The organism is Bradyrhizobium campsiandrae (assembly GCF_014529705.1).
Lineage (GTDB): Bacteria > Pseudomonadota > Alphaproteobacteria > Rhizobiales > Xanthobacteraceae > Bradyrhizobium > Bradyrhizobium campsiandrae.
Genome location: NZ_JAANIH010000036.1, coordinates 1 through 24,706 on the forward strand (window position 1 = coordinate 1; position 24,706 = coordinate 24,706).

Annotated in this window: 22 protein-coding genes; 9 read left to right on the plus strand and 13 right to left on the minus strand. The window is 64.5% G+C overall.

Going from position 1 to position 24,706, the window contains the following annotated elements; translation table 11 throughout:
• Positions 1-136: 136 nt before the first annotated feature.
• From G8O24_RS24705 to G8O24_RS24725, 5 genes are read left to right on the plus strand one after another with little or no spacing between them, the layout of a single operon-like run.
• The gene (locus G8O24_RS24705) at positions 137-1,861 is read left to right on the plus strand and encodes a dipeptide ABC transporter ATP-binding protein (RefSeq protein WP_188103897.1); all 1,725 of its coding nucleotides are present in this window, start codon (positions 137-139) and stop codon (positions 1,859-1,861) included.
• A gap of 26 nt (positions 1,862-1,887) precedes the next feature.
• Positions 1,888-2,067, plus strand: a complete 180-nt coding sequence (locus tag G8O24_RS24710) for a DUF4089 domain-containing protein (RefSeq protein WP_188103898.1) — start codon at positions 1,888-1,890, stop codon at positions 2,065-2,067.
• Positions 2,068-2,074: 7 nt separating this feature from the next.
• Positions 2,075-3,469, plus strand: a complete 1,395-nt coding sequence (locus G8O24_RS24715) for an AtzE family amidohydrolase (protein ID WP_188103900.1) — start codon at positions 2,075-2,077, stop codon at positions 3,467-3,469.
• A 12-nt stretch (positions 3,470-3,481) separates the two neighbouring features.
• A complete protein-coding gene (gene hpxZ, locus G8O24_RS24720; RefSeq protein WP_188103902.1) occupies positions 3,482-3,874 on the plus strand; it encodes an oxalurate catabolism protein HpxZ in 393 nt (130 codons plus the stop codon).
• 4 nt (positions 3,875-3,878) lie between these two features.
• Positions 3,879-4,601 carry a GntR family transcriptional regulator gene (locus G8O24_RS24725; RefSeq protein ID WP_188103903.1) on the plus strand — a complete coding sequence of 241 codons (723 nt, stop codon included), beginning with the start codon at positions 3,879-3,881 and terminating at the stop codon, positions 4,599-4,601.
• A gap of 6 nt (positions 4,602-4,607) precedes the next feature.
• Here the strand turns inward: G8O24_RS24725 and atzF are convergent, their stop codons facing one another.
• Together atzF and G8O24_RS24735 are read right to left on the minus strand one after the other, a co-directional pair.
• Positions 4,608-6,428: an allophanate hydrolase gene (gene atzF, locus G8O24_RS24730; RefSeq protein WP_188103905.1), complete on the minus strand. Its 1,821-nt coding sequence runs from the start codon at positions 6,426-6,428 to the stop codon at positions 4,608-4,610.
• A gap of 193 nt (positions 6,429-6,621) precedes the next feature.
• Positions 6,622-7,116 (minus strand): MarR family winged helix-turn-helix transcriptional regulator, encoded by a 495-nt coding sequence (locus G8O24_RS24735; RefSeq protein WP_188103907.1) that lies wholly within the window; start codon positions 7,114-7,116, stop codon positions 6,622-6,624.
• A 145-nt stretch (positions 7,117-7,261) separates the two neighbouring features.
• On the opposite strand from G8O24_RS24735, the gene G8O24_RS24740 reads away from it, so the two are divergent.
• Positions 7,262-9,118, plus strand: a complete 1,857-nt coding sequence (locus G8O24_RS24740; protein WP_188103909.1) for a feruloyl-CoA synthase — start codon at positions 7,262-7,264, stop codon at positions 9,116-9,118.
• 96 nt (positions 9,119-9,214) lie between these two features.
• On the plus strand, positions 9,215-10,897 hold the full coding sequence (locus G8O24_RS24745) for a tannase/feruloyl esterase family alpha/beta hydrolase (RefSeq protein ID WP_188103911.1): 1,683 nt from the start codon (positions 9,215-9,217) through the stop codon (positions 10,895-10,897).
• Positions 10,898-11,071: 174 nt separating this feature from the next.
• Here G8O24_RS24745 and G8O24_RS24750 read toward each other — a convergent pair whose 3' ends face one another.
• Positions 11,072-11,869 (minus strand): SPFH domain-containing protein, encoded by a 798-nt coding sequence (locus G8O24_RS24750; protein ID WP_244645984.1) that lies wholly within the window; start codon positions 11,867-11,869, stop codon positions 11,072-11,074.
• Positions 11,870-12,044: 175 nt separating this feature from the next.
• Positions 12,045-13,310 (minus strand): NAD(P)/FAD-dependent oxidoreductase, encoded by a 1,266-nt coding sequence (locus G8O24_RS24755; protein ID WP_188103913.1) that lies wholly within the window; start codon positions 13,308-13,310, stop codon positions 12,045-12,047.
• A gap of 302 nt (positions 13,311-13,612) precedes the next feature.
• Here G8O24_RS24755 and G8O24_RS24760 point away from each other — a divergent pair, with 302 nt between their 5' ends.
• A complete protein-coding gene (locus G8O24_RS24760; protein ID WP_188103915.1) occupies positions 13,613-14,785 on the plus strand; it encodes an ABC transporter substrate-binding protein in 1,173 nt (390 codons plus the stop codon).
• A gap of 116 nt (positions 14,786-14,901) precedes the next feature.
• Here the strand turns inward: G8O24_RS24760 and G8O24_RS24765 are convergent, their stop codons facing one another.
• From G8O24_RS24765 to G8O24_RS24805, 9 genes are all read right to left on the minus strand, one after another.
• Positions 14,902-16,773, minus strand: a complete 1,872-nt coding sequence (locus tag G8O24_RS24765) for a bifunctional sugar phosphate isomerase/epimerase/4-hydroxyphenylpyruvate dioxygenase family protein (protein WP_188103917.1) — start codon at positions 16,771-16,773, stop codon at positions 14,902-14,904.
• Positions 16,770-17,507, minus strand: a complete 738-nt coding sequence (locus G8O24_RS24770; protein ID WP_188103924.1) for an ABC transporter ATP-binding protein — start codon at positions 17,505-17,507, stop codon at positions 16,770-16,772. Before G8O24_RS24770 ends, G8O24_RS24765 begins: the two co-directional genes overlap by 4 nt.
• Before the next feature lie 2 nt (positions 17,508-17,509).
• Positions 17,510-18,253 (minus strand): ABC transporter ATP-binding protein, encoded by a 744-nt coding sequence (locus tag G8O24_RS24775; RefSeq protein WP_188103926.1) that lies wholly within the window; start codon positions 18,251-18,253, stop codon positions 17,510-17,512.
• Positions 18,250-19,248 (minus strand): branched-chain amino acid ABC transporter permease, encoded by a 999-nt coding sequence (locus G8O24_RS24780; RefSeq protein WP_188103928.1) that lies wholly within the window; start codon positions 19,246-19,248, stop codon positions 18,250-18,252. Before G8O24_RS24780 ends, G8O24_RS24775 begins: the two co-directional genes overlap by 4 nt.
• Positions 19,245-20,120: a branched-chain amino acid ABC transporter permease gene (locus G8O24_RS24785; RefSeq protein WP_188103930.1), complete on the minus strand. Its 876-nt coding sequence runs from the start codon at positions 20,118-20,120 to the stop codon at positions 19,245-19,247. Before G8O24_RS24785 ends, G8O24_RS24780 begins: the two co-directional genes overlap by 4 nt.
• 83 nt (positions 20,121-20,203) lie before the next feature.
• The gene (locus G8O24_RS24790) at positions 20,204-21,334 is read right to left on the minus strand and encodes an ABC transporter substrate-binding protein (protein ID WP_188103932.1); all 1,131 of its coding nucleotides are present in this window, start codon (positions 21,332-21,334) and stop codon (positions 20,204-20,206) included.
• A 55-nt stretch (positions 21,335-21,389) separates the two neighbouring features.
• Complete coding sequence (locus tag G8O24_RS24795) at positions 21,390-22,268, minus strand: shikimate dehydrogenase (RefSeq protein WP_188103934.1); 879 nt, start codon at positions 22,266-22,268, stop codon at positions 21,390-21,392.
• A 132-nt stretch (positions 22,269-22,400) separates the two neighbouring features.
• Positions 22,401-23,339: a LysR family transcriptional regulator gene (locus tag G8O24_RS24800; protein ID WP_188103936.1), complete on the minus strand. Its 939-nt coding sequence runs from the start codon at positions 23,337-23,339 to the stop codon at positions 22,401-22,403.
• Positions 23,340-23,626: 287 nt separating this feature from the next.
• Positions 23,627-23,803, minus strand: a complete 177-nt coding sequence (locus G8O24_RS24805; protein WP_188103938.1) for a hypothetical protein — start codon at positions 23,801-23,803, stop codon at positions 23,627-23,629.
• Between the two features lie 166 nt (positions 23,804-23,969).
• Here G8O24_RS24805 and G8O24_RS24810 point away from each other — a divergent pair, with 166 nt between their 5' ends.
• Positions 23,970-24,698 (plus strand): LuxR family transcriptional regulator, encoded by a 729-nt coding sequence (locus G8O24_RS24810; protein WP_188103939.1) that lies wholly within the window; start codon positions 23,970-23,972, stop codon positions 24,696-24,698.
• Positions 24,699-24,706 lie beyond the last annotated feature (8 nt).

Consider the following 24,706-nt stretch of genomic DNA (forward strand, 5'->3'; position numbering starts at 1 on the left):
CCCCAACCCTCCCCCACAAGGGGGGAGGGAATGAGAGAGTCGTGCCTCCCTCACACGCAAAATCTCTCAATGATTCCGGTCGCGCTTCTACTGTGCATGGGGTTGTTTTCGCGCCTTTGAGCGACCGGAGTTCCTCATGACCGCCCAGCCGCTGCTCGACGTCCAGGACCTCACCGTCGAATTCACCACCCGGCGCGGCATCGTCAAGGCCGTGCAGCACGTCAACATCTCTGTCGCCAAGGGCGAGACGCTCGCCATCGTCGGCGAATCCGGCTCCGGCAAGTCGGTGACGTCCTATGCGGTGATGCGCATCCTCGACCGCGCCGGCAAGATCGCCGAGGGCTCGGTGATGTTCTCCGGCATCGACGTCAAGGCCGCGACCGAAGCCCAGATGCGCGATCTGCGCGGCCGCGAAGTCTCGATGATCTTCCAGAACCCGCGCGCGGCGCTCAACCCGATCCGCAAGGTCGGCGACCAGATCGAGGACGTGCTGCGCACCCATGTGCAGCAGGCGATGGTTTCGGACCAGGGAGAAAAGGCGATCGAGGCGCTCGAGCAGGTCAAGATCGCCCGCCCGCGCGAGCGCTATCACGCCTATCCGTTCGAGCTGTCGGGCGGCATGTGCCAGCGCGTCGTCATCGCGCTCGCGCTCGCCTGCAATCCGCAGCTCCTGATCGCCGACGAGCCGACCACCGGTCTCGACGTCACCACCCAGAAGGCGGTGATGGACCTGATCGTCGAACTGACAAAACGCCGCGCGATGTCCACCATCCTGATCACCCACGATCTCGGCCTGGCGGCCGCCTATTGCGACCGCGTGGTGGTGATGGAGAAGGGCCGCGTCGTCGAGACCGCCAAGGCCGCCGACATCTTCGCGAGCCCGCAGCACCCCTATACGAAGAAACTGATGCGCGCGACGCCGCGGCTCGGCGTATCCTTGCGCGATCTGTTGCCCGAAGAGGAGGGCGCGACGCCCGCCGCACCCGCGGAGCCCGCTGCGGCGGCCGCCGTCGCGGAGAGCCCGAAGCCTCTTCTCCTCATCGAAAAGCTGGTCAAGGAATATCCCCGCCAGGGCGCCACCGCCACGCTCGGAAAGCTGTTCGGCCGCAAGCCGCCGGTCGAGCCGGACGTGTTCCGCGCCGTCGATGGCATCAGCTTCCAGGTCGGCCATGGCGAGAGCGTCGGCCTCGTCGGTGAATCCGGCTGCGGCAAATCGACCACCTCGATGATGGTGATGCGCCTCCTGGACCAGACCTCCGGCCTGATCCAGTTCGACGGCGAGGACATTGGCGGCATTGCCCCTGCCGCCTTCGCCCGCCTGCCGCAGCGCAGCCGCATCCAGATGGTGTTCCAGGATCCGACCGACAGCCTCAACCCGCGCTTCACCGCCGCCCGCGCCATCGCCGACCCGATCATGCAATTGGGCGACATCAGGGGCCGTGACGCGCTCCGTGCCCGCTGCGAGGAACTGGCCACCATGGTCGGCCTGCCGCACAATCTGCTGGATCGCTTCCCGCACCAGCTCTCCGGCGGCCAGAAGGCCCGCGTCGGCATCGCCCGCGCCATCGCGCTGCATCCCAAGCTGGTCATCTTGGATGAGCCGACGGCGGCGCTGGACGTGTCGGTGCAGGCGGTCGTGCTGAACCTGCTCCAGGACCTCAAGGCGCGGCTAGGTATGAGCTATCTGTTCGTCTCTCATGATTTGAATGTAGTGCGCTTGTTGTGCGATCGTGTCATTGTGATGCGGACGGGGCGGATCGTCGAGGAAGGCACTTCCGAGAAGGTCCTGAGCGATCCGCAGGACGACTACACCAAGGAGCTGCTGACGGCGATCCCGCATCCGCCGTTGCAGGTACACTGAGAGCGCACTGATTGTTTGGGAGCGTGATGGCCGAACCGCTGGACGACTATATCGACGCCGTATCGAAAGCGCTGGCGCTGCCGGTTGAGGACGCCTGGAGGCCCGCGGTCCGCGCCAATCTCGACGTCTCGCTGCGGCTTGGCCGCATGGTCGACGAGTTCGCGCTGCCGGACGAGACCGAGCCGGCACCGATCTTCACGGCCTGATGCTGCCATGACCACCAAGTCAGAGATGACGGCCTCGGAAATCGCGGGCGCGGTTACTAGCCGGAAGATGTCGGCCCTCGACGCCACCGAAGCCGCGCTCGCGCGCATCAAGCAGCACGACGGCATTCTCAATTCCTTCACCGACGTCACCGCCGATCGCGCCCGCGCAAAAGCGCGGGCCATCGATGCCGACATCGCCGCCGGCAAGACCGTCGGCTCACTCGCCGGCGTGCCCTTTGCGGTGAAGAACCTGTTCGACGTCACCGGGCTTCCGACCCGCGCCGGCTCGAAGATCAATCGCGACCTCGCACCCGCCAAGCGTGATGCGACGCTGATTGAGCGCATGGAAGCCGCCGGCGCGGTGCTGGTCGGCGCGCTGAACATGGGCGAATACGCCTACGATTTTACGGGCGAGAATGTTCACGACGGTCCCTCGCGCAATCCGCACGACACGACGCGGATGAGCGGCGGGTCTTCCGGCGGTTCCGGCACCGCTGTCGGCGGCGCGCTGGTGCCGATTGCTTTGGGTTCCGACACCAACGGCTCGATCCGTGTGCCATCGTCCTTCTGTGGCATTTTTGGCTTGAAGCCGACTTATGGCCGGCTGTCTCGCGCGCGCTCGTTCCCGTTCGTCGCGAGCCTCGATCATCTCGGCCCGTTCGCGCGCTCCGTCACCGATCTCGCGCTCGCCTACGACGCGATGCAGGGCTCTGATCCCGACGATGGTGCTTGCACGACGCGCGGGCTGGAGCCGACGCTGCCGCTGATCGCCAATCCGGTCTCGGATCTGCGCATCGCGATCGCCGGAGGCCATTTCCAGAAGAACGTCTTTCCGGAAGCCGTCGAGGCCGTCAGCCGCGTCGCCAAGGCACTTGGCGCAACGAAGGTCGTGGACGTGCCCGAAGCTTCGCGCGCCCGCGCGGCAGCCTACGTCATCACCACCACCGAAGGCGCCTCGCTGCATCTCGATCGCCTGCGCAAGCGCCCGAACGATTTCGATCCGGCCGTGCGTGACCGGCTGATCGCCGGCGCGATGGTGCCGGCGGCGCTGGTTGACCGCGCGCAAAAATTCCGCCGCTGGTATCGCGCACAGCTTGCCGAGATCTTCAAATCCGTCGACGTGCTGCTCGCGCCGGCGACGCCCTGCACGGCGCCGAAGCTCGGGCAGGTGAACTTCAATCTCGATGGCGTGGAATTGCCGGTGCGCGCCAATATCGGCATCCACACCCAGCCGATCTCCTTCATCGGCCTGCCCGTTGTTGCCGTGCCGGTGCCGCTCGAGCCGCTGCCCATCGGCGTGCAGATCATCGCCGCGCCCTGGCGCGAGGACATCGCGTTACGCGTCGCGTACGCATTGGAAAAGATGGGCGTGGTCGCCGCGCCGGCCCCAAGGGCATTTTAAGAGGATTTTGAGATGGAGATCGATCTCCCCGACGTGATCGCGGAAGTCAAAGCCGCGTTCGAGCGCTACGAGCAGGCCCTCGTCAGCAACGACGTCGCCGTGCTCGGCGAGCTGTTCCGCAACGACCCTCGTACACTGCGCTACGGCATCGGCGAGAATCTCTATGGTTATGACGCGATCGCCGGTTTCCGCGCCGGCCGCTCGCCGGTCGGCCTCAACCGCCGCAGGGCGAAGACCGTCATCTCCAGCTATGGCCGCGATACGGCCGTCGCCTCCACCCTGTTCTATCGCGACACCGCTCCCGGCAAGGTCGGCCGGCAGATGCAGACCTGGATTCGCTTCCCGGAGGGCTGGCGCGTCGTCGCCGCCCATGTCAGCATCATCGACGAGTCGAAAGAGACCTGATCGAATGACGCTTGATGATTTTCCGCCCGGGACGCTGCCGGCCGAGCCGGTGGTGCCCCGCGTCGACCGTGCTTCGCCATCGGTGCTGAAGGTCACGCGCGCCGAGGAGCTTCGCCTTCAACTCGCCGACGAAATCGTGCGCGGAGCTCTGGCCCCCGGCGCCCCCCTGGACGAAACCGACATCGCGCGCCGCTTTAACGTGTCCCGCACGCCGGTCCGCGAAGCGTTGCGACAACTGGTTGCGAGCGGCCTGGTCGAGGCGCGGCCGCATCGCGGCGCCGTGGTCGCACAGCCGTCGATCGAGCGTCTGAAGAGCATGTTCGAGGCGATGGCGGAGCTCGAGGCGCTTTGCGCTGGCCTCGCCGCCGAGCGCATGTCGGCGGCCGAGCGTCATGGTCTCGAAGCCGTTCACGAGGAGCTGCGCGTCCTCAGTTACGCCGGCAATCCCGATCGTTTCCACGAGGTCAACGAGCGCTTCCACAACGCGATCTATGCCGGCTCGCAGAACGGCTACATCGCCGAAATCACGCTGGCGACGCGCGTGCGCGTCCAGCCGTTCCGTCGCGCCCAGTTCCGCAATCTCGGCCGGTTGGCCAAATCGCAGGCCGAGCATGACCGCGTCGTCGTCGCCATCATGCGTGGCGACAAGCAGGGGGCGGCGACCGCGATGCGCGCGCATATCGAGCTGGTGCGCGGGGAGTATGAGATCTACGCGGTGTCGGTGTAGGGCGCCCTACGCCGTGGCGGCGTCTGCCATGAACTTTCGCCAGCCGCCATACCCGGTGATGTCCCGCGCCTCACCCAGCGCTTCCGGCTCGACGAGAAAGCCTTTCAAGCTGCGGCCATCGGCCAATCGGATGGTGCCGATCGCCATCGGCGCCGGAATCGCATTGACGAACTTGCCAAATGCGGATGACGACAGCGCCCAGACCTCCAGCTCGATCGATGCGCCCTTGCCGGCCTCGACGCGCAACAGGCCGGGCTTCGGCGGCGTGGTCGAAAGCGCATAGAGCTTGTAGTCCGGCGCAGTCTTGGTCGCCTCGATCAGCTTTGCATTCAACGCCTTCAATTCCCCATTCAGCGCCATGCCGGAGAGATGTGCGCCGACCACGGCAATCGGAATCTCCTCGCCGCTGTCCGCCGGCAGCGGTGCGAGCAGAGCCTGCGCCACCCCCTTGGCGCCCACCGTCAGCTTCGTATCCGCATGAAACACTCGGCCGATGCTCGCGAGCATCCCATCGCGTCCTGCCGGCGCCAGCAGCGTGATGCCGAACGGAATGCCGTCCGCGCGCATCGATGCGGGCACGGCGAGGCCGCAGAGATCGAGCAGATTGACGAAATTGGTGTAAGTTCCGAGCCTGCTATTGAGCTCGATTGGATTGGCGAGCACCTGCGCGGTGGTGTAGGCGGTCGGGGCCGTCGGCAGCACCAGCGCGTCGATATTCGCAAAGGTCCGCTCGGCGATCTTGCGCAGGCCCTGCAGGCGGTAGAGTGCGGAGAAGGTTTCCGCAGCGCTCAGCCGCGCGCCGGCCGCGGTGATCTCGCGTGTCACGGGATGAATCGAATCGGGTGCTGAGGCCAGCAGGTTCTTGATCACGAGATAGCGCTCGGCGACCCAGGGCCCCTCGTAGAGCAGCCGCGCCGTCTCGTAGAACGGCTCGAGATCGAACTCGACCAGCGTCGCGCCGAGCGCGGTCCAGCGCTTCAGCGCATCGGCATAGGCGGTCTCCGCCTTCTTGTCGCCGAAGAAGATCAGCTGTCCGTTGCGCGGCACGCCGAGGCGCAAACTTGCCGGGAACGGCGCCAGCGGCTGAAGCGGCCGGTCGCGCGAGAATGGGTCGGCCTGGTCGGGGCCGGCCATCACCGAGAGTGCGAGCGCGGCATCGTCGACCGTCAGGGCGAACACCGAGATGCAGTCGAGCGTGCGGCAGGCCGGCACGAGCCCTGCGGTCGAGATCATGCCGAGGCTCGGCTTCAGGCCGACGATGTTGTTGAGCATCGCCGGCACCCGGCCCGATCCGGCGGTGTCCGTGCCCAGTGACAGCGGCACCAGCCCGGCGCCGACGGCGGTTGCCGATCCCGAGCTCGAGCCGCCGGGAATGAGATCGTCCCGGATGGAATTGCGAGGGATGCCATAGGGTGACCGCACGCCGACGAGGCCGGTCGCGAACTGGTCGAGATTGCTCTTGCCGATGATGATGGCGCCGGCAGCGCGCAGGCGCTCCACGGCGGTCGAGTCATGCGCCGGCGTGTAGGAGAAGGCCGGGCAGGCTGCCGTGGTCGGAAAGCCCAGCGCGTCGATATTGTCCTTCACCGCGACCGGCACGCCGTAGAGCGGCAGGTCGGCGGCATCCTGGCGCGCGGCGAGCTTCTCGGCTTCCGCGATCGCGTCCTTCTCGTCGCGCAGGCTGATGAAGACGGCCGGATCGTTGTGGTCACGGATGCGCTGATAGGTCCGCGCGATCGTCTGGACCGGCGTCAGCGTGCCCGCGCGATGCGCGGCCACAATCGCGGCGATCGTTTCAGGCTGCTCAGCCCCCAGTTCAGCCTTCATGGCAACAAAACTCCGGCAACTTGTCTTACCCGGAATGAAGCAAGCGATGTGCCATTGTGTACATTATCCGGGCAGCTGCGATGCCGCAGATATTATCGTGTAATCAGTAGGTTGGTAGATATTCCAGGGATTGATCGAACCCGTGTGTCGACGCCCCGTTACGAGCATGTGCTCAAATCGTGTGCAGTCAGGATCAGGTGAAGCCAGCGAGGATCTGAAGCAGTCGCTCCCGATTCGCCTTGCCGATCTTGTCCTCGACATGCCGCTCATGCTCCGCGGCGAGTTGCTTGAACTTCGCCAGCGCCGCCTCGCCCTGCGTCGTGAGGTGGAGCGCGTGGGAGCGCCGGTCCGCCTTCGACTTGATCCGCTTCACCAGCCTGCGCTGTTCGAGGCTGTCGAGCAGATGCACCAGGCGGGCGCGCTCGATCCCGAGGCGTTTTGCCACCGCCATCTGCGAGAGGCCAGGGTTGGCACCGATCACGGTCAGCACCGAATATTGCGTCGGCCGGATATCGACCGCCCCAAGCGTCTTGATGAAGTCCTGAAAGATCCAGATCTGGAAGCGCCGCACCGCATAGCCGGCGTGGCCGACCAGCGCGTCGAGGCCGATCTCGTCCGCATCGTTCCGCCGTGTGGCGCCGTTGCTCGCTCGCTTGCGGGGGGAAGTTCGGGCTGCCGTGGCTGTCAAAACACGTCTCCTGCCGTGCGACCTTAGCGCCCTGAAGCTCATCGCGGAAGATTGTTGTTGACGACAACAATCGTCGTCACCAACATTGTGGCCAAAGCGGCCCGGAACGAAGCTGCGGGCCCGGCTTCCGGGCGAGGAGGAAACCATGACGTCAGCTGCACGCGGTGGCGCCGCAAGCCTGTTCGCAACGCCCAGGACCATCGCCGACCGTCGCCTCGACGGCAGCATCGTGCTGCGCTCGCCCGAGCCTCTTCGCGGCAGCGCCCGCTGCATCGGCGACTGGCTGGAGCAATGGGCGCAGCAGACGCCCGATGCGACCTTCCTTGCCGAGCGCGGCAATCCAGAAACGCCGTGGGTTACCGTGACCTATCGGCAGGCGCTGCGGCAGGTGCGGGCGATAGGATCCTGGATATTGGCCGAGGGGCTGAGCGCCGAGCGCCCGCTCGCGATCCTGTCCGACAACAGCATCGATCATGCGCTGCTCGCGCTTGCCGCTCAGCATGTCGGCGTGCCCTCGGCCGCGATCTCCCCGGCCTATTCGCTGATGTCGAAAGATTTCGACAAGCTCAAGAGCATGATCGCCCTGCTTCAGCCCGGCGCGATCTACGTCTCCGCGACAAAGCCGTTTGCGGCGGCGCTGGCCGCGATCAAGCCGTTGCACGGCGCTCAGATCATCAGCGGCCACGCTAATGATGCCGATGCTCGCGGCTTCCGGGCCATCGCCGAAACGGCCGAGACGCCCGATGTCGCAAAGGCCTTCGCCGCGGTGACCCCGGATACGATTGCAAAATTCCTGTTCACCTCGGGCTCGACCGGCACGCCAAAGGCGGTCATCAACACCCAGCGCATGCTCACCTCGAGCCAGCAGGCCAAGGCGCAGACCTGGACTTTCCTCGATCCGGCCGGTAGCGACCTCGTCATTCTCGATTGGCTGCCCTGGAGCCACACTTTCGGCGCCAACCACAATTTCAACCTCGTGCTGCGCAATGGCGGCTCGCTCTATATCGACGGCGGCAAGCCGGCGCCCGGCTTGTTCGCGACCTCGCTCGCCAACCTCAAAAGCGTGATGCCGACGGTCTATTTCAACGTGCCGCGCGGCTTTGACATGCTGATCACGGCGCTCCGCGACGATGAGGAGTTGCGCCGCCGCTTCTTCAGCGAGGTGAAGTTCGCCTTCTATGCCGGCGCGGCGCTGCCGCAGAATCTCTGGGATGCGCTGGAGGAGCTCTCGATCAGGACGGTCGGCCGGGCGTTGCCGATGGTGTCGGCCTGGGGCTCGACCGAAACCTCGCCCCTTGCCACCGATTGCCATTTCCTTGCCGAGCGGTCCGGCAATATCGGCGTGCCTATCCCGGGAACCGAGCTGAAGCTCATCCGCTCCGGCGACAAGCTGGAGGTCCGCGTGCGCGGTCCCAATGTCACGCCGGGCTATTGGAAGGCGCCGGAACTGACCAAGCAGGCGTTTGACGACGAAGGTTTTTATCGGATCGGCGACGCGGTGAAGCTCGCCGATGCGGATCGGCCCGAGCGCGGCCTGTTTTTCGATGGCCGGGTCGCCGAAGATTTCAAGCTCAATTCCGGCACTTGGGTCAACGTCGGCACGTTGCGCCTTGCCGGCATCGCCGCACTGGCGCCGCTTGCGCAGGATATCGTCGTCGCCGGTCACGGCGGCGATGAGGTTCGCTTCCTGGTGTTTCCGAACATTGCCGCGTGCCGCACGCATGCCGGCCTGCCCGAGGCGGCAGCTGCGAACGATGTGCTGACGCATGACAAGGTGAGGACCGCGATCGCACAGGGCCTCGCAAAGCTCAGGCAGCAGGGCCCCAATTCGTCCGGCCATGCCACGCGCGCGTTGCTGCTTGCCGAGCCGCCGTCGGTCGACGGCGGCGAGATCACCGACAAGGGCTACATCAACCAGCGCGCCGTGCTGGCGCGGCGTGCGGACGCGGTGGCGCGGTTGAATGACGATGCGTCGGCGGAGTGGATCGCCTGCGCCGGATGAACCCGCCGCGGTACGTCCGGGACACCGGTCCCGGCACTTGCCAAACTATGAGATGGAGGTAATAATTATAGAATATAATTAAATGGGAGGGCCGCCATGAGGGCTGGCTTGATATCGACTGCTGCGCTGGCCGCGCTTCTGGGATCGACCGCGCTGGGCCGCGCCGAGGGCGAGGCCTGCTCGCCGGTCACCACGGCGTCGCTCGGCATCTCCGGCGTCGAGATCACCGGGTCCAAAGCGCAGGACGCGGCCAACGGACTCCCCAAGCATTGCATCGTGACGGGGCTTGCCAACCAGCGCACCGGCGTCGACGGGAAATCCTATGCGATTGGGTTCGAACTACGACTGCCGGCCGAGTGGAACGGGCGCTTCCTGCATCAGGTGAATGGCGGTAATGACGGTGTGGTCGTGCCCGCCCTTGGCAGCCTGCCCGACGGCTTGGCTTCTGGTGGCACAGTCCCGCTGGCGCGCGGCTTTGCGGTGCTGTCGTCGAACAGTGGCCATTCCGGCTCGGACCCCGCGAACAAGTCGCTGGGCCTGACCGCCGGCGCGGCGTTCGGCCTCGATCCGCAGGCGCGGCGCGACTATGGCTATGCCGCCGACATGACGCTGTCGCCGGTCGCAAAGCAAATCATCGCCCTGCATTACGGACGCAAGCCGGATCGCTCCTATATGGCGGGGTGCTCGAACGGCGGGCGTCACGCCATGGTGGCGGCGTCGCGCATGCCGGAAAATTACGACGGCTTCCTCGTCGGCAATCCTGGCTTCGACCTGCCGCGCGCTGCGATCCAGCACGCCTGGGACGTGCAGGCCTTCCTGAAAGCTGATCCCGATCTGCGCAAGTCCATCACGAAGGAGGACGCTCAGCTCGTTTCCTCGCGCATTACCGAAGCCTGTGACGCACTCGATGGCGTCAAGGATGGGCTGACGGCCAATCTCGCCGCCTGTCAGAAGGCGTTCGATCTCAAGAGTCTGGTCTGCGTGCCGGGGCAGAACAGCGCTTGTTTGTCCGAGGCCAAGGTCGATGCCTTGAAGATGAGCCTCGCTGGACCGAAGAATTCGAAAGGTGAGGCGCTCTATTCCAACTGGCCTCTCGATGGCGGCATCGGCACGGGCAATTGGCGTACCTGGAAGGTCGAGAGTCCCATCGCGCCCTGGAACAACTATCCGATCATCGCCACCATGGGAGCCGCGTCGCTGAACTACATCTTCTCGACACCGCCAGTCGTGGTCGAAGGCAGCAACGAGAAGCTGGTTGAGGCATTGAAGGCCTACGACTTCGAGAAGGACGCCCCGAAGATATTCGCCAAGGACGCGACCTTCACGGAATCGGCCATGGACTTCATGACGCCGCCCGACGTCGATGATCCCAAGCTCGCATCGCTCCAGAAGTCCGGCGGCAAGATGCTGATCTATCATGGCCAGGCCGATCCGGTGTTCTCGGTGAACGACACCATCCGCTGGTACGACCGGCTGAACAAGAACCTGCAGGGGCACGCCGACGCAGTCGCGCGCCTGTTCACGATTCCCGGCGAAACGCATTGCGGTGGCGGCGTCACCCTCGACAAATTCGATGCGCTGACGGCGCTAATCGACTGGGTGGAGAAGGGCAAGGCGCCAGACCGCATCATCGCGTCGGCCAGTTCCGCCAACAAGGAAGTCCCGGCGTCCTGGAGCCAAGGCCGAACGCGACCGCTGTGCCCGTATCCGAGCTACGCCGCGTATTCCGGCCAGGGCGACAGCGAGGACGCCGCGAATTTCGTCTGCAAGACGCCATAGCTCGTCGCGGCGTCGGCAATCTCGCGCCCCCGGATACGCTGCGGGAGCTCGACGATCTGCCGGTTACGATCCAGCCTGACGTGGCTGGCGGCGAAAACAATACAGCGGAGGGACCAATAAGGGAGGGACCAACAAAGCCGTTGGACCAGGCGCTCCCGACGATCGCGATCCTGCTCACTCCTTCGCGGCCATCGTCTTCGCTGCATCTGCAATCCCTCGTGCCATCGAGACGAACTCGCTCGGCATCATCACCAGCGTCATCGTGTTCTGCTCGGCACCGACTTCGGTGATCATCTGCATGCGGCGGAGTTCGAGGCCGGCCGGGTTCTGCATGATGACTTCGGCGGCCTGGCGCAGCTGCTCGGCAGCGTCGAGCTCGGCTTCAGCCTTGATCAAGCGGGCGCGCTTCTCGCGCAGGGCTTCGGCCTCCTGCGCCAGTGCGCGCTGCATGCTCGGCGGAATCTCGACGCTCTTCATCTGGACCAATTCAACCTTGACGCCCCAGGGCTCGGTGGTGGCGTCGATCGCCCGCTGCATGACGTCGGCAATGGTATCCTGAGCTTTGAGGATTTCATCCAGCGTATGTTGCCCAAGTACGGCCCGTAGCGTTGTCAGCGAGACTTGGACGACAGCGTTCGAAACCGCCTTGACCTCCATCACCGCACGTTCGGGGTCGACGATGCGATACCAAACCACGGCATCGACCTTGATCGGTACGTTGTCCCGCGTGATGCCTTCCTGTTGCTCGACATTCGCGGTGATGGTGCGCAGATCAAGCTTGGTCTGCCATTCCATGATCTGCCAGACGAGGTAGAGGCCGGGGCCGGCGGTGCGGTTGAACCTGCCGAGCCGGAACACGACGCTGCGTTCATATTGATTGGCGACACGAATGCTTCCGAGGACATAGGCGAATGCTGCAACCGCGATGATCGTCGAAAAGGGGTGTGCGGCGACAAGATCCATGACGAACATGGATGCCTCCTGTTATTCATTGCGCGGCGGATTAGGTGACGGCGATCCCGGCTTTCAAGGCCACGAGCCGCGCGCGGCCATGCATATTTTTCAGCGTTAACCACTTGACGGCTTATGACAGCGCCGCGGTCTGCGCGGTGACTCCTGCCGATCGCGGGGAGAAGGCGAAGAAGCGTCACCCCACCACCTTGCTGCTCCCCTGTGTGATCAGCCGCGCCGCGCGCTGGTCACGTGCATAGATCCAGAGCCAGCTCAGCGCGACGCTGAGGCGGTGGCGGAGGCCGATCAGGAAGTAGATGTGAGCGATGCCCCAGATCCACCACGCGATGGTGCCGCGCAGCTTGATCTTGCCGAAGTCGATCACCGCGAGCCGTTTGCCGATCTGGGCGAGGCTGCCAGCGTGCTTGTAGCGGAACGGTGCGGTCGGGGCGCCGCGGAGTCGCGCCTTGATGGTCGCCGCGACGTGCTTGCCCTGCTGCTTGGCCGCCGGCGCGATGCCGGGTACCGGCTTGCCGTCCCAGGCGTTGATGCTCACGGTGTCGCCGATCGCAAAGATCTCGGGATGGCCTGATATGGTGAGGTCGGCTTCCACCTGCACGCGTCCGGCGCGATCGCTTGGTGCGCCCAGCCATTCCGCGGCGGGTGAGGCGCGCACGCCGGCGGCCCAGATTCGGGTCTTCGCCTCGAGCAGCTTGCCGCCGAAAATGACGCCCTCACGATTGATCTCGGTAACGGCCTGCCCGAGCACGACCTCGACGCCGATCTTTTCAAGCGAGGCCTGCGCATAGGCCGACAGTTCGTCCGGAAAGCCCGCCAGCACGCGCGGCCCAGCCTCGATCAGCACGACGCGCGCCTTGTGCGTGTCGATATTGCGGAAGTCGGCGGGCAGTGTGTGATGCGCCATCTCGGCGATGGTGCCGGCGAGTTCAACGCCGGTAGGACCGGCGCCGACGATGACGAAAGTCAGCCGCGCCGCGCGCTTCGCCGGATCTGTTTCGCGCTCGGCGCGCTCGAACGCGACCAGGATGTGACGGCGTAACGTGGTGGCATCTTCCAATGTCTTCAGGCCGGGCGCCCATGTCTCCCACTCGTCGTGGCCGAAATAGGCGTGGCGCGCGCCGGTGGCGAGCACCAGCGTGTCGTAGGGCACCTCGCTGCCGTCGTCGATCAGCACGCATCGCCGCGCGGCGTCGACGCCGCTGACCGTCGCAAACAGCGTCGTCACCTCCCGCCGATCGCGCATGAGATGACGGATCGGCCAGGCGATCTCGCTGGTCGCGAGCGATGCGGTCGCGACTTGGTAGAGCAGTGGCTGAAACAGATGGTGGTTGCGGCGGTCGATCAGCGTGATCTCGACCGGCGCGCCCGCGAGGCGGTAGGTCGTCTCCAGCCCGCCGAAGCCGGCGCCGACAATGACGACGCGATGGGGAGTTGCGGCCATGATGCACCCTCGATCTCGTTGCTGTTCTCACTCATTTAAGTGCGGATTGTGCGCCGCGGTCCAATAGCGGTCTTCAATGATGGAATAGGCGTGGCGTGTCGATATTCCCCGCGAAAAAGGGCCGCAGCCACCGCTGGAGTGAGTAGAATTATATTTCTTGCCATCGGCAATTCGGGCGAAATATGGTGCAGAGGTAGGCGCCGAGCCATTGGCGGTGCGACAGATTTTGCGTTCAATACAGACTGACCCGGCGGCGGCGATCACCCCGCCTCCGGGATCAATAATTAAGGAGGGGAGTGGTTATGAGGACGGCATTCTGGCTGGCGGGCGCGGCGGCGCTGGTTCTGGCAAATCCGGCATTCGCCGGCGACACCATCAAGATCGGTTTCGTTTCGACCTTCAGCGGCCCGACCGCCGTGATCGGCAACGACATGCGCAATTCCTTCGAGCTCGCGCTCGATCACCTCGGACGCAAGATGGGCGGCAAGCCGGTCGAGGTGATCTACGAGGACGATGGCCAGAAGCCTGATGTCGGCAAGCAGAAGACCGAGAAGCTGGTGCAGTCAGACAAGGTCGATTTCCTCGTCGGCTACATCTGGTCGAACGTGCTGCTCGCCTCGCTCAAGACCGCGGTGGATTCGCAGACCTTCCTGATTTCGGCCAATGCCGGCCCGTCGCAGCTCGCGGGCGAGCTGTGCAGCCCTTACGTGTTCTCGACCTCCTGGCAGAACGACCAGACGCCGGCCGCCATGGGCCTCTACATGAATGCGAACGGCGTCAAGAGCGTGTTCCTGATCGGCCCGAACTATGCGGCAGGTAAGGACATGCTTGCGGGCCTGAAAAGCACGTTCAAGGGCGAGGTCAAGGGCGAGGAATACACGGTCTGGCCGAGCCAGCTCGACTTCTCCGCCGAACTGGCGAAGGCCCGCGCCTCGGGCGCCGAATCGATCTTCGTGTTCTATCCCGGTGCGGCCGGCGCGCAGTTCCTCAATCAATATGTCCAGGCCGGCATGAAGAGCACCATGCCGCTCTATACCGCCTTCACGGTCGACGAGACGACGTTGCCGCTACAGAAGGAGAATGCGTTCGGGGTGCCCGGCGCACAGGAGTGGGTGAACGATCTTCCGAACGAGCAGAACAAGAAGTTTGTGGCCGACTACCGTGCGAAATATCCGAGCGCCCGCCCGAGCTACTACGGCGCGCAGGCCTATGACGCAGCGCAGCTCATCAACAGCGCGGTGGTGGCCGTCGGCGGCGACACCGCCAAGAAGGATGCGATGAAGGCAGAGATGGAAAAGGCCAACTTCAAATCGCTGCGCGGCGCGTTCAAATACGGCAACAACCACATCCCGATCCAGAACTTCTATCTGCAGGACGTGGTGAAGGGCGCCGGCGGCGAACTCACGCTGAAGACCGTCGCCACCATCGTCACCGACGATCAGGACCGCTTCCACGACAAGTGCCCGATGAAGTGAGGTGACGCTCTCTCTTCCCTCATTGCGAGCGAAGCGAAGCAATCCAGAATCCCTCATCGGGAAAACTCTGGATTGCTTCGTCGCTTCGCTCCTCGCAATGACGGCGTGGTTGCAGTCTACACTCTCGGCATGCTCGCGGGCCGGACCTCGCGGGCTTGCGCGGCCAGCCTGATGCCGGCGTTTGCCGCGCCAAATCCCTGGTAGCTCCGCCGCTCGACGATCTCGAAGAAGAAACGCTCGTCGAAAATGTGGGTGTAGACCTGGAAGAACTCGCCGTCGCCCTCGCGGTCGTAGAGGATGTGGTTGGCACGCAGCTTGGCCATGACATCGGGGGCGAGGTCGTATTTGGCTTCGATATCGTCGTAGTAATTGTCAGGGATATCGAGGAAGCCGGCGCCGCGGGCGCGCATCGCGGCGACGGTGGCGAAGATGTCTTCGCAGGCAAAGGCGACGTGCTGGACGCCTGAGCCGAAAAATTCCGAGATGAAGCGCGCCGGCAGCGTGCGGTTGGCGGAGGAGCCGTTGACGACGAAGCGCAGACTCTGGTCGCCATTGATGAGCGCCTGGCTCTGCACGAGGCCGCGGGGGTCCGCGATCTCCATCTGCGGCAAGCGCTTGAGGTCGAGGATGCCGGTGTAGAACAGCAGCCAGGACAACATCTCGTCATAGGGCATCGACTGCGCGATGTGATCGACCGCGAGCAGCGCATCCGCACTTGCCTCGCTCGCGACTGGCTCGAAATCCGTGTCCCAGTTCTTGCCGGCTTGATCGAGGAAATAAAGCAGGCTGCCGCCGACGCCGTGGATCGCCGGGATTTCCAGCTCGCCCGGCCCGACCGGCTGGTAGAAGGTGCGCGCCTTCAGCGTCTCGGCCCGCTGCATGGCAAGGCCGGCATTGTCGACATCGAGCGCGATGGCGCAGACGCCGGGGCCGTGCGTGACGTAATGCGAATGCGCAAAGCCGTCGGTCTCGGAGTTGATCACGAGCTCGACCTTGCCTTGCGACCAGCGCTCCACAGCCTTGCTGCGATGCTCGCCGGTCTTGCGGAAGCCGAGCTGCGAGAACAGCTGTGCGAGCTCGCCGGCCTTGGTCTCGTTGACGGCGAATTCGATGAAGCCGGTGCCGCGGCTTTTGGCCTTTGGCGCCAGGGGCTCGCCGACGAGCTTGGGCCAATCGGGTGCGAGCTGGTCCTGTAGCAGGATCAGCGAGCGCAGGCCGTCGACCGCGGTCTGTGCCGCGGAGCCTGCCTGGAACTGATCATTGAAGATCTCCAGCGACCAAGGCCCGGCATAACCGGTCGCCGCGATCGCCTGCATGAAGTCGCCGACCGGCAGATCGCCCTGGCCGGGGAAGGAGCGGAAATGCCGACTCCACGACAGGATGTCGAGCTCGAGCTTTGGCGCGTCGGCGAGCTGCACCAGAAAAATCTTGTCGCCGGGGATCGAGGCCATGGCGCGCACGGGGAAGCCCGGCGCTAGCGCATGAAAGGAGTCGAGGATGACGCCGATCGCGGGATGATCGGCGCGGCGCACGATCTCCCAGGCGTCGCGATAGTCGTTGACGTGCCGGCCCCAGGCCAGCGCCTCGTAGCCGACGCGCAAGCCCCGCTTGGCGGCGTGATCGCCCAGCTCGCGGAAATCGTCGGCGGCGCGGTCGATGCCGCCGAGCGAGGCCGGGGAGACGTTGGAGCAGATCAACAGCAGATCGGTGCCGAGCTCCTGCATCAGATCGAACTTACGCATCGCGCGAGCGAAATTGCGCGAGCGCTGCGGCTCAGGCATGCCCTCGAAATCACGGAACGGCTGGAACGCGCAGATTCTCAGGTTCAGGTCCTTGCAGAGCTGCGCAACCTCGCGCGGGCTTGAGCCGAACGACAGCAGGTCGTTCTCGAAGATTTCCACCTCGTCGAATCCGGCGGATGCGATGGCGCGCAGCTTTTCGTCCAGCGCGCCTGAAAGGGACACGGTTGCGATCGAGCGCTTGGTCATGCTGCGTTGTCCTCCATTGCGCCCCCAAGGAACAGTTGCCCGATCCGTGGGTCGTTCAAAATACGCTCGGCCTTGTCGACCATGCGGGTCTGGCCGAGCTCGAGCACGATGCCGATGTCGGAGATTTCCAGCGCCGAGCGGGCGTTCTGTTCGATCAACAGGATGGTGACGCCGCGGTCGCGCAGGCTTTTGAGGATATCAAAGGTCTGCTGCACCATCAGCGGCGACAGGCCGATCGAGGGTTCGTCGATCAGGACGAGCTTCGGCTCGAGCAGCAGCGAGCGGGCGATCTCGAGCTGCTTCTGCTCGCCGCCCGACAGCGTCGAGGCTTGCTGCGCCGACTTGCGCCGAAGTGCCGGAAACAGATCAAGCGCTGCCTCGATCCGCTTGGGCAGATCGATGCCTTTCCCGGCCGAGACCCCACCAAGCTCGATGTTGCTGCGGACCGAGAGCTCCGGGAAGATATTGCGGCCCTGCGGCACGTAGCAGATGCCGGCATTGAGCAGCGCGCGCTGGCTCGAATTCGTCACATCGCGGCCGGCAAAACTGATCTTGCCGTCTCGCAGCTTGAGCAGGCCGAAGATTGCCTTGAATACGGTGGACTTGCCGGCGCCATTGGGACCGATGATGGTGGTGATGGTCGCCGGCGGCACCGAGAATGTGGTGCCGTTCAGGATCGTCATCTTGCCGTAGCCGCCGACGAGATGGTGAACCGAGAGGATCGGATCGCTCATGGTCAATGTCCCAAATAGGCTTCGATCACGGCCGGGTTCTTCCTCACTTCATCCGGCCGTCCCATCGCCAGCACCTTGCCTTCCGCCATCACCATGACGCGCGAGCATAGCGACATCACGAATTCCATGTTGTGCTCGATCACCACGAAAGTGGCGTTCTTCTCGCGGTTGATCGCAACCAGCCGCTCTTTCAGATCCGCCAGCATCGACGGGTTGACGCCGCCGGCAGGTTCGTCGAGCAGCACCAGGCGCGGGCCGCCCATGAAGGCCATGGCGGCGTCGAGCAGCTTTTGCTGGCCGTAGGAGAGGCCGCCGGCAGGTTCCGTGGCCAGATGATCGAGCTTGAAGAAGCCGATCATCTGGTCGGCGGCATCGGTCAGTCCGGCGTCGGAGCGGCCAACCAGGCGTGAGGCCATGTTGCCCTGGTGCTCCTGCCCCGCGAGGATCAGGTTCTCGCGAACCGAGAGCTTTGGAAAGACCTGCAAGAGTTGGAAGGTGCGGCTGACGCCGAGCTTGTTGAGCTCCGATGGGCGCAAGCCGGTGACGACCTTGCCGTCGAGCTTCACCTCGCCGCCTGAGGGCGTGAGCTGGCCGAGGATGCAGTTGAACAAGGTCGACTTGCCGCAGCCGTTCGGGCCAATCAGGCCGAGGATCTCGCCCTCGCACACATCGAAGGAGACGCCGTCGACCGCATTGATGCCGCCGAAGCTCTTCTTGATATTGGTAACTTCGAGCACCGCACTCATTGCGCCGTCTCCAGGCGGGATTTGGCGACGGCGCGCAACGCCGAGGCTGCCTTGGTGCGCCGTGCGGCCATATGGCGGTCGAGAATCCCCAGGATGCCTGTCGGCGACCAAATCAGCAATCCCATCACCGCGATCGCGTAGAGCATCAGATAATAGCCTTCGGTGAAGCGCAGCCATTCCGGCAGCAGCACCGCGATCATTGCGCCCAGGAACGGACCGAAATAGAAGCCAGCGCCGCCGACGATCACCATCATCAGCAGGTCGAGCGAGAGCGACAGGTTGAACGGCACAGGGTCGATATACTGCGTCAGCGGCGCATAGAGCGCGCCGGCGACGCCGCCAAGCGCCGAGCCGATCGCAAACGCCATCAGCGTGTAGCGGCGGGTGTCGATGCCGAGCGATTGCGCGCGCAAGGGATTCTCGCGCAAAGCCACGAAGGCGCGGCCCCAGGGGGAGCGGATCAGCCACCAGACGGCGAGCGAAACGATCGCGAGCGAGCCGAGGCAGACATAGTAGAACGGCAGCGGCTTGTTGGTCGCGATGCCGAAGATGTGAGGCCGCGGGATGTTGGAGATGCCGTAGATGCCGCCGGTGAGCCAGCTCTCGTTGCGGAACACCAGGAAGGCCAGCGTCGAGAAGGCGAGCGTCACGAAGGCAAGGTAGTGGTGCTGCACGCGCAGCGCGGGATAGCCGAGCACCCAGCCGACGCCGAAGCTGAGCACGATCGCGACCAGGACCGCGACCGGCAGCGGCCAGCCATGCGTGGTCATGATTGCGCCGGCATAAGCACCGATGCCGACGAACGCTCCTTGCGCCAGCGAGACCTGGCCGGCATAGCCGAGCGTGAGATTGAGACCCATCGCGGCGATGGTCATCACCGCCCACTGGCTCAGGATGAACAGGCCATAGCGGTTGAAGTTCATGGGCACGATGATCAGGCCGGCGACGACGATGAGGCCGAGCGCGATCTTCAACGGTCTGGCGAAGCCGTTCATACCGTGCGCTCCTCGGCACGGCCGAGCAATCCTTGCGGTCGGAACAGGATGACCACGATGAGGAAGATCATCGGCACGGCGGCGCGATATTGCGTCGAGACATAGGCTGCCGCGAGATTGTCCAGCACGCCGATCAAGAGGCCACCGGCAATGGCGCCGCGCACCTGGTTGAAGCCACCGACGATCGCCGCGATGAAAGCGGCCTGGCCCAGCACTTCGCCGCTCGAGAATTTTGCCAGATAGATTGGCGTGATCAGCAGCGAGGCCAGTGCCACCAGGAAGGCGTTGATCAGGAACGTCAGCAAAATCATGCGCTCGACCGGCACGCCGATGATGCGCGCGACTGTCGGGTTCTGGGCCGCCGCCTGCATCTGGTGACCGAGCGAGGTGCGGTTGAGCAGCGTGGTCAGGCCGAAGACGGCCAGGATCGCGACGACCAACACGCCGATGCTTTGCAGCGACACGGCGTGACCGAGCACGGAAACATCGCCGGTCGGCACGATCGATGGGAAGGGCGAAGCCTCAGCGCTGAAGAACTGCTTGACGGCTTCCTTGATGCCGATGGCGAGTGCCATGGTCGCGATCGCCAGCGGCAGCACGCCGTGGCGCATCATCGGGTCGACCAGCAGCAGCTTGAAGGCGAGGCCCAGCAGGATCATCGAGAGCAGGATGCCGAGGATGATCGCGAGCCAGAATGGCGCGCCGACATGCATCGCGGCCAGCATCAAAAACGCCGGCAGCATCACGAACTCGCCTTGCGCGAAATTGATGGTCTGCGAGGTCTGCCACAGCAGCGTGAAGCCGACCGCGACCAGCGCATAGATCGCGCCGGTGGCAAGGCCCGCGACCAGAAGGTCGAATAGGTTGGACATCTTCCCCTCTTTCCTCTCCCCGCATCCGCCTTCGCTAAAGCTTCGGCGAGACAGGCGCGGGGAGAGCTGAAAGACCGCAGTACTCACTTCACCTTCGGCAGCACCTGCTTCACCACCTGCTTGCCTTCGACCACCTCGACCAGAAAGCTCTGGCGATCGATGTCGCCGTTCGCATCGAAGCTGACGTCCATCAGGATGCCGGGCTCGTCGGCTGCCCTGATCGTCAGGCCGTGCAGCGAGTCGGCGAACGCCTTGGAATCGACCTTGCCCATCTTCTCGGTGGTGGCCTTCACCATGTAGACGGCGAGATAGCCCTTCAACCCGTTATGATCGGGAACGTAGTTGTACTTCTTCGAGAACCGGTCGCGAAAACCCTTGATGAGGTCGACGGGCGCATCGGTGGTGAGGCCGACATGGCCGCGCGCGCCATTGGCTGAATCGCCAGCGAGCTCGATCACCTTCTGGCCGATCAACGTGGTCTCGCCCATCAGCGGCGCGGTGACGCCCTGGCGCTTCAGCTCCTTGAGGATGCGCGCGCTTTCTTCTTCATTCAGGTAGACGAACACGGCGTCGGGATTGGCAGCCTTGATCTTGCCGACGTCGGCGGCGAAATCGGCCTGACCAGCTTCCGTGGAGAGATCGGCGACCACCTTCGAACCAAGGCGCTCAAGCTCCCTGATGACGACGTCGCGGCCACCGCGGCCGAAGTCGTTGTTGACCCAGACCACCGCGACCGACTTCGCCTTCATGTCGTCGTGGATGTACTTTGCGACCTTCGGCATCGAGGATTGCTGGCCGAACGAGGTGCGGAACAGGAACTTGTTGCCGGCTTGCGTCAACTCGGCGGCTTCGCCGCCCATGATCTGGGCGATGCCGGCTTCGGCGGCGAGCGGGGCCGTGACCTTCACCGAGCCGGAATAGCCAGGGCCGAGCAGCACATAGGGCTCGGCGTCGAGTGCCTTCTGCACCTGCGCGCGCGCCACGCCCGGGTTCGATTGCGAGTCGGCATGGGTGACCTCGAGCTTGCGGCCGAGAATGCCGCCCTTGGCGTTGATCTCCTCGATCGCGAGGTCGATGCCGTTCTTCCAGTTGGTGCCGACGGTGGCGCCGCCGCCCGAGAGCTCGGCGACGTCGGCGAGCTTGATCGCCTGTGCGAAGGCGCCCGTGGTCGTCATTGCGGTGAGCAGCGCGCCCACCAATAGCGTCGATTTCATCATCCTCTCCTCCCGTTTCATCTTTGCAAGCGACCTTGTGTCCGGCCGCTTCGCCTCAAGCCGCCTGATAGGCGGCGCTGCGCGCGGCCATCACGGCGTCAAAAGCCTCTCCCATGACTTCGGTCGACGGGGCAAGGCCTGTGAACAATTCGAAGGCGTCGGCGGCCTGGTAGATCGCAAGCTCGCGCCCGGTCATGATCCGCGCGCCCTTGGCGCGCGCCGCGGCCAGCAAGGGTGTGATCAGCGGCGAATAGACGGCGTCCGCAACCCACAGGGTTTCGCGCAGCAGCGAAGCCGCGACCGGGGTGTCCCGGTTCGGCAGCATGCCGACGGGCGTGCCGTTGACGAGGCCGGTCGCACCGTCGAGTGCGTCCTCGACGCATCTAGCGACCCGCGCGCCGCCATGCGTGGCCAGCAGCACGGCGAGTTTTTCCGCCCGCGCCGGCTCGCTATCGAAGATGCGCAGGTCAGCCACTTTCAGGCTTGCCAGCGCAAAGGCGATGGCCTTGCCGACGCCGCCGGTGCCGATGACGGCCACCGCGTTTCCGGCAGGAGCCAGCAGCGGCTTGACGGCACGCGCAAAGCCTGTCGTGTCGGTGTTATGGCCGATCAGCCGGCCGTCCTTGACGACGACGGTGTTGACTGCGGCCATGCTCGCGGCAGCCGGTGCGAGCTCGTCGAGCAGCGGGACCACCGCCTCCTTGTAGGGGAACGTGACGTTGACGCCGGCAAAGCCGAGCCGCCGCACGCCCTCCAGCATCATGCTGAGCCCGGTCGCATCCGCGCCGGCGACCTCGATGAGCTGGTAATGGCCGCGCAGGCCGAGCGCCTCGGCGGCGCGCTCATGCATGGCAGGGGAGGCCGAATGGGCAATCGGCGCGCCGATCAGGCCGGTCAGGACTTTCTTGGATGCGGCAGGTCCGCGATTTGACATGATCGACGATCGCCTGGTGAGTACCCCGATTTCCGGCCATTAGCCGCGAAATTCACGCAAGTCCAAGCGGGGACGATAGCCTTTCCCTCGCCTAACACAATTACCCTTTTATCCAGCAAACCTAACATAATGTTATTTCTTCCGCGCGCGCCCGGGCGCGGCCTTGCCGTTGCTGCGGGACGGCTCGACCGCGCGCATCTCGGCGCGCAGGGACTCGATGAAATACTCCACATGCAGCGACAGCGGCGCGCCGCGCTTGACCGCGATGTAGGTGTCGAACCGGGTCGGCTCGGCAATCTTGAGCAGCTCGATGCCGGGATAGCCGCCGTGGGCGACCGTGAACTGGTCGATGATGGCGATGCCGAGGCCAGCCTTGACCAGCGCGCAGACCGTGGTGCCGAACCGCGCGCGGATGGTGATGTTGTAGTCGAGCTTATGGCGCGCGAACATCTCGGCCATGATCCGGCCGTAGGGATCGTTGGGATCGATGCCGATCAGTGGATAGCGGGTGATCTCGGCGGCCGAGACCTGCTTGCGGCCGGCCAGCTCGTGGCCGGGCGGCACGATGCAATAGAGCTCGCCCGAGGCGAGCGGCATGAAGTCGAGCCCGGAATGCTCCAGCCGGTAGCTCATCGCGACGCACTCGCCGCGGCCGAGCATGAGATAGTCGATGGCTTCCTCGAGCTTGAGGATGTTGATGTCGATGCCGAGATCAGGGTAACGGCGGCGGACGCGCTCGATCGCGCGCGGCACCATCACCTGCGAGATGCTCGGCACCGAGCCGACGCGCAGCTCCGACAAGCCGCCGCGACCGATCTTGGAGATGATCTCCGAGAGGTCGTCGACCTTCTTGTAGACGCCGTTGATCTGCTCGAAGATGTTCTCGGCTTCCGGTGTCGGGAAGTACCGGCCATTCTGGCGCTGGAAGAAGCGGATGCCGAGCGAGCGCTCGGTGTATTTGACGAGGCGGCTGATCCCCGGCGCCGAGACGTTAAGCAGTTTTGCGGCACCGCCAATGGTGCCCGTCACCATCACGGCACGGATCACTTCAACCTGGCGCAACGTCATCATGAGCAGGATATCCCGAGAGACGATCTTGGTGCCGCTGTCTTACCCTTTCCCCTTGGGAGACGGGGGTGCTCGCCGCACGAGGGACGGGACGGGTGAGGGGTCTCTCTCCACGAACTCAACCAGGCGTTTGCGGAAGCAACCCCTCATCCGGCGCTTCGCGCCATCTTCTCCCACAAGGGGAGAAGGAAAAGCAACGGCCGGATTGATTGGGCGCAAATCAGCGGATTCAAATGGAAGCGCATCGTCGTGCGATTTGTCGCATCGGCGCCGTCTGCTGCATGTGCGTTCTAGCTCGCCGGGCTCTCCGGCGAAGCGCTCTCGACGAGCTTGGGGCGTTCGCTTTGCAGCACGTCCCGCGCGAACTCGATGATCTTCTGCTTGTTTGCCGTATCGCGGACGGCGAAAAACACGCGGTTCAATTCCAGGCCGAGCACGCTGTTGAGGGCGATGTTCTCGTCTTCCATCGTGGTTTTCCCGCTTTAGACGTCTTAGGTGTAACCGGACGTCAATTCTTCCACAAGTAGATTAAATCTCGGTGCCGGCGGCACACCGGGAAATTACGGACCCGATGAATTGAGGCAGCGCCCCAAGACGTGCTATACGGAGGCGGCGAGGGCAGGAAACGCACCGATGTCCGCCGTGGATTATGGCCGCGAAGCACTGGACTTCATCGAAGGGCTGGGAACCTATGACAGGGTCCCGGACACGATGGACGCGCTCGCACTCACCTTCGGCCGCTACGGCTTCGAGCACATCATCGTCACCGGCTTGCCGAATCCCGATCAGCGCTTTTCCCAGATGGTGCTGGCCAAGAAATGGCCGGCCGAATGGTTCAGCCTCTACACCGCGAAGAGCTACGATCGCGTTGATCCCGTGATCCGCAAGTGCCGCCAGACGGTCAATCCGTTCGAATGGTCGGAAGCGCCCTATGATGCCGAGCTTGAGCCGGGTGCGGTCGAGGTGATGCGGCGCGCTGCCGATTTCCGCATGTCGCGCGGCTTCGTCGTGCCGATCCACGGGCTGACCGGCTATGAGGCCGGCGTCTCGCTCGGAGGCGTCCATCTCGATCTCAACGTCCGCAGCAAGCCGGCGCTGCATCTGATCGCGATGTATGGCTTCGATCACATCCGCCGTCTGCTTGCGCCGTCGCCGCATCCGTCGGCGCGCCTGACCCCGCGCGAACGCGAGGCGATCGCCTGGGCGTCGCAGGGCAAGTCGGCCTGGGAGATCGGCGAAATCCTGAACATCACCCAACGCACGGCGGAAGAGCATCTTGCAACCGCGGCGCGCAAGCTCGGTGCCGTCAACCGGACGCATGCGGTTGCGATCGCAATCCGCCAGAGAATCATCAATCCCTGAAGGCTGTG

What these genes read in the sequence shown, in the direction of transcription:
- G8O24_RS24705 (WP_188103897.1), top strand. Translation starts at nt 137, where the DNA reads ATGACCGCCCAGCCGCTGCTCGACGTCCAGGACCTCACCGTCGAATTC.
- G8O24_RS24710 (WP_188103898.1), top strand. Translation starts at nt 1,888, where the DNA reads ATGGCCGAACCGCTGGACGACTATATCGACGCCGTATCGAAAGCGCTG.
- G8O24_RS24715 (WP_188103900.1), top strand. Translation starts at nt 2,075, where the DNA reads ATGACCACCAAGTCAGAGATGACGGCCTCGGAAATCGCGGGCGCGGTT.
- hpxZ (WP_188103902.1), top strand. Translation starts at nt 3,482, where the DNA reads ATGGAGATCGATCTCCCCGACGTGATCGCGGAAGTCAAAGCCGCGTTC.
- G8O24_RS24725 (WP_188103903.1), top strand. Translation starts at nt 3,879, where the DNA reads ATGACGCTTGATGATTTTCCGCCCGGGACGCTGCCGGCCGAGCCGGTG.
- atzF (WP_188103905.1), bottom strand. Translation starts at nt 6,428, where the DNA reads ATGAAGGCTGAACTGGGGGCTGAGCAGCCTGAAACGATCGCCGCGATT.
- G8O24_RS24740 (WP_188103909.1), top strand. Translation starts at nt 7,262, where the DNA reads ATGACGTCAGCTGCACGCGGTGGCGCCGCAAGCCTGTTCGCAACGCCC.
- G8O24_RS24745 (WP_188103911.1), top strand. Translation starts at nt 9,215, where the DNA reads ATGAGGGCTGGCTTGATATCGACTGCTGCGCTGGCCGCGCTTCTGGGA.
- G8O24_RS24750 (WP_244645984.1), bottom strand. Translation starts at nt 11,869, where the DNA reads ATGTTCGTCATGGATCTTGTCGCCGCACACCCCTTTTCGACGATCATC.
- G8O24_RS24755 (WP_188103913.1), bottom strand. Translation starts at nt 13,310, where the DNA reads ATGGCCGCAACTCCCCATCGCGTCGTCATTGTCGGCGCCGGCTTCGGC.
- G8O24_RS24760 (WP_188103915.1), top strand. Translation starts at nt 13,613, where the DNA reads ATGAGGACGGCATTCTGGCTGGCGGGCGCGGCGGCGCTGGTTCTGGCA.
- G8O24_RS24765 (WP_188103917.1), bottom strand. Translation starts at nt 16,773, where the DNA reads ATGACCAAGCGCTCGATCGCAACCGTGTCCCTTTCAGGCGCGCTGGAC.
- G8O24_RS24770 (WP_188103924.1), bottom strand. Translation starts at nt 17,507, where the DNA reads ATGAGCGATCCGATCCTCTCGGTTCACCATCTCGTCGGCGGCTACGGC.
- G8O24_RS24775 (WP_188103926.1), bottom strand. Translation starts at nt 18,253, where the DNA reads ATGAGTGCGGTGCTCGAAGTTACCAATATCAAGAAGAGCTTCGGCGGC.
- G8O24_RS24780 (WP_188103928.1), bottom strand. Translation starts at nt 19,248, where the DNA reads ATGAACGGCTTCGCCAGACCGTTGAAGATCGCGCTCGGCCTCATCGTC.
- G8O24_RS24785 (WP_188103930.1), bottom strand. Translation starts at nt 20,120, where the DNA reads ATGTCCAACCTATTCGACCTTCTGGTCGCGGGCCTTGCCACCGGCGCG.
- G8O24_RS24790 (WP_188103932.1), bottom strand. Translation starts at nt 21,334, where the DNA reads ATGAAATCGACGCTATTGGTGGGCGCGCTGCTCACCGCAATGACGACC.
- G8O24_RS24795 (WP_188103934.1), bottom strand. Translation starts at nt 22,268, where the DNA reads ATGTCAAATCGCGGACCTGCCGCATCCAAGAAAGTCCTGACCGGCCTG.
- G8O24_RS24800 (WP_188103936.1), bottom strand. Translation starts at nt 23,339, where the DNA reads ATGATGACGTTGCGCCAGGTTGAAGTGATCCGTGCCGTGATGGTGACG.
- G8O24_RS24805 (WP_188103938.1), bottom strand. Translation starts at nt 23,803, where the DNA reads ATGGAAGACGAGAACATCGCCCTCAACAGCGTGCTCGGCCTGGAATTG.
- G8O24_RS24810 (WP_188103939.1), top strand. Translation starts at nt 23,970, where the DNA reads ATGTCCGCCGTGGATTATGGCCGCGAAGCACTGGACTTCATCGAAGGG.